Source organism: Mesorhizobium sp. M7A.F.Ca.US.014.04.1.1 (assembly GCF_003998745.1).
Taxonomy (GTDB): Bacteria; Pseudomonadota; Alphaproteobacteria; order Rhizobiales; family Rhizobiaceae; genus Mesorhizobium; species Mesorhizobium ciceri.
Window position 1 is genome coordinate 1 of record NZ_RZRW01000649.1, and the last position, 3,006, is coordinate 3,006.

General features: G+C 66.4%; 4 protein-coding genes. 3 read left to right on the forward strand and 1 reads right to left on the reverse strand.

Annotation, left to right across the window (positions count from 1 at the left end):
• A partial coding sequence (locus EOA22_RS29275; RefSeq protein WP_348629510.1) for an amino acid--tRNA ligase-related protein occupies window positions 1-468 on the forward strand: 468 nt, incomplete at its 5' end.
• A gap of 112 nt (window positions 469-580) precedes the next feature.
• Window positions 581-1,831, forward strand: coding sequence for an FAD-dependent oxidoreductase (locus EOA22_RS29280; RefSeq protein ID WP_082826431.1), 1,251 nt, complete (start codon window positions 581-583; stop codon window positions 1,829-1,831).
• Between the two features lie 23 nt (window positions 1,832-1,854).
• Here EOA22_RS29280 and EOA22_RS29285 read toward each other — a convergent pair whose 3' ends face one another.
• The gene (locus EOA22_RS29285; RefSeq protein ID WP_013532348.1) at window positions 1,855-2,271 is read right to left on the reverse strand and encodes a VOC family protein; all 417 of its coding nucleotides are present in this window, start codon (window positions 2,269-2,271) and stop codon (window positions 1,855-1,857) included.
• 166 nt (window positions 2,272-2,437) lie between these two features.
• On the opposite strand from EOA22_RS29285, the gene EOA22_RS29290 reads away from it, so the two are divergent.
• Window positions 2,438-3,006, forward strand: a 569-nt coding sequence (locus EOA22_RS29290) for a DNA gyrase modulator (RefSeq protein WP_281040793.1), incomplete at its 3' end; no start/stop codon positions are given.

Consider the following 3,006-nt stretch of genomic DNA (forward strand, 5'->3'; position numbering starts at 1 on the left):
CGCGGCGCGCTGCACGCCGCCTTGACCTATGCCGGCCTGCGCACCGCGCCCGACGACAGCTGGGCCGATCTGTTCAGCCGGGTGATGGTGGAAAAAATCGAGCCGTTGCTCGGGCAGGGCCGCGCGACCATCCTGTGCGAATATCCCGTCGCCGAGGCGGCACTGGCGCGGCCGAGCCAGCGCGACCCGCGCGTCGCCGAGCGTTTCGAGCTCTATTGCTGCGGCGTCGAACTCGCCAACGGCTTTGGCGAACTGACCGACGCCGACGAGCAGCGCCGGCGCTTTGTTATCGAGATGGACGAGAAGCAGCGCGTCTATGGCGAGCGCTATCCGCTGGACGAGGATTTTCTCTCAGCCCTTGCCATCATGCCGCCGGCCAGCGGCATCGCACTCGGCTTCGACCGGCTGGCGATGCTGGCGACCGGCGCGCAAAAAATCGAGGACGTGATCTGGACGCCTGTCGCCTGAGGGCGGAAAGATCTGGCCTATTCGATTCCAGGGATCAAGACTGGACCGTGACCCCGAACCAAGAGACCACATGATCGGTACTGGATTTCAAGGTCAATCGGGAAGATCTACAGTGGCTGCTTCTGAAACGGTCGAAATCGCCATTGTCGGCGCCGGAGTTGTCGGGCTGGCGACGGCACTTCGCCTTGTCGCGGACGGCCGCGAAGTCCTGCTCATCGATCCGAACGAGCCGGGCTCCGGCGCGTCGTTCGGCAATGCCGGAACGATCGCCGAATATGCCTGCATGCCGGTCGGCACTCCTGCGGTGCTGCGGGCATTGCCAAAGCTGCTGCTTGATCCCGACAGCCCGTTTTCGCTGCGCTGGCCGGCGCTGCTGCAGCTGGCGCCATGGCTCGTTCGGTTCATGCGGCAATCGCTGCCGGCGGCCACCCGGGCCAATGCACTGGCGCTCGCCGGACTGCTGGCCGACGCCCTTCCAGCCTGGGAAGACATGGTCGGGGAGGCCGGGCTGGAGGACCAGATGCGCCGCAATGGCTGTCTTTACCTCTATCGCCGCTTGAGCGATTTTGCCGCTGGCGCCGGCGGCCGGGCAATGCGCGCTGGGTTTGGCATCCACCAAGAGGTCCTGACTCCCGAAGAGGTGGCGGCGCTTGAGCCGGGCCTGCCGGCGACAGCAGCGCATGGCGTGTATTTTCCCGACTCGATCAATGTCACCGATCCGGCAATGGTGATGCGGCGGTTGCTGGGCGCGGTGAGTGCCCGTGGTGCATCGGTGAAGCAGGCAGAGATCACCGGGCTGCAGGTCGAGGCTGACGGTGTGCAGCTCAGCGGACCCGGCGTTCGCATCAAGGCTGGCACGGTGGTGATCGCCGCCGGTGCACGGTCGCGCGCACTGGCCGCGCAGGCCGGCGACAGGATTCCGCTCGAGACCGAGCGCGGCTATCATCTGGAATTCCAGACCGACGCGCCGCTGCTCAACCGACCTGTCTGTCCCGTCGATCTTGGTTTCTACCTGACGCCGATGGCTGGCCGCTTGCGGGTCGCCGGCACCGTCGAACTCGGCGGCCTGGTCGCGCCGCCAAATCCGCGCCGGCTGGCGCTGCTTGACCGTGGCGCCAGGCAAATTTTTCCCAGGCTCGGCTCGCCTGCCTCGCAATGGCTCGGCTTCCGGCCGTCCCTGCCGGATTCCAGGCCGGTCATCGGCGCTTCGCGCGGCAGCTCCCGCGTAATTCATGCTTTCGGGCACGGCCATCTCGGCCTGACGCTGGCTCCGATCACCGCGCGGCTGGTCGCCGACTTGATCGGCGGACGCGGCGATCCGGCTCGGCTCGCACCTTTCGCGGCGGGCCGTTTCGGCCGTTGATCGATGGATGCCCTCGATCTGAGCTAGTGCGCGAAAACCTGCTCCAGCGAGCGAAAGCCCTTGAATTCCAAGGCATTGCCCGAGGGGTCGCGGATGAACAGCGTTGCCTGTTCGCCGGGCTCGCCCTTGAAGCGGACCATCGGCCGTTCCAGCCAGTCGATGTCGTCGCGCGCCTCCAGCCGTGTCGCCAGGCGCTGCCAGTCGTCCATCAAGAGCACCGCGCCGAAATGCGGGATCGGCACGACAATGCCGTCGACCTTGCCGTCGCTGGGGGCCTGTGCGGCCTGCGGCCGCAGATGCGCCGACATCTGGTGACCGTAGAGGTCGAAGTCGACCCAGGTCGCTGACGAGCGGCCGATCGCGCAGCCCAGCACCTCGCCATAGAAAACGCGGGTTTCATCGAGATCACGGACCGGGAAGGCGAGATGGAAAGGCGTCATCGAAATGCTCCGTGCAGGCTGCGAACCGATTTTGCGTCACAGGGTTCGCGGTTTGAACCGTCCGCCCTGCATTTTGATTGAAGCCTATGCCATTGCACAAGCCGGACCGGAACAATAGATGGGTGGGCAACGGCCGCACACCGGCCGCACCAGCAGGATTTCAGGCATGACCGACATATCAGACGCAGCAAAATTGACCGACCGCGTCGCGGCCCTGGTCGAGGCTGCCAAAAAGGCCGGCGCCGATGCCGCCGACGCGGTGGCCGTGCGCGGCCGCTCGACCGGTGTGTCGGTGCGTCTCGGCAAGGTCGAGGCTACCGAAGCTTCCGAAAGCGAGGATGTGGCGCTGCGCGTTTTCGTCGGCGGCCGCGTGGCGAGTGTCTCGGCGACAGCGGCGTCCGACCCGAAACCGCTGGCCGAGCGCGCCGTGGCGATGGCGAAAGTGTCGCCGCAGGATCCCTATCAAGGGCTGGCCGATCCGGCATTGCTCGCCAAACAGACGCGCGATCTCGACCTGTTCGACGCCACCGAAGTGTCGGCAGACCAGTTGAAGGAAGCCGCATTGGCGGCGGAAGCGGCAGCGCTTGCCGTCAAGGGCGTGACCAATTCGGCCGGCGCCAGCGCCGGTGCCGGGCTGGGCGGCCTGGTGCTGGCCACCTCGCACGGCTTCCTCGGCCACTATGTCGGCTCGCGTTTTTCGCGCTCGGCCAGCGTTATCGCCGGCAAGGGTCATGC

Coding starts and splice junctions, on each gene's coding strand:
- EOA22_RS29285 (WP_013532348.1), bottom strand. CDS start 2,271: ATGACGCCTTTCCATCTCGCCTTCCCGGTCCGTGATCTCGATGAAACC.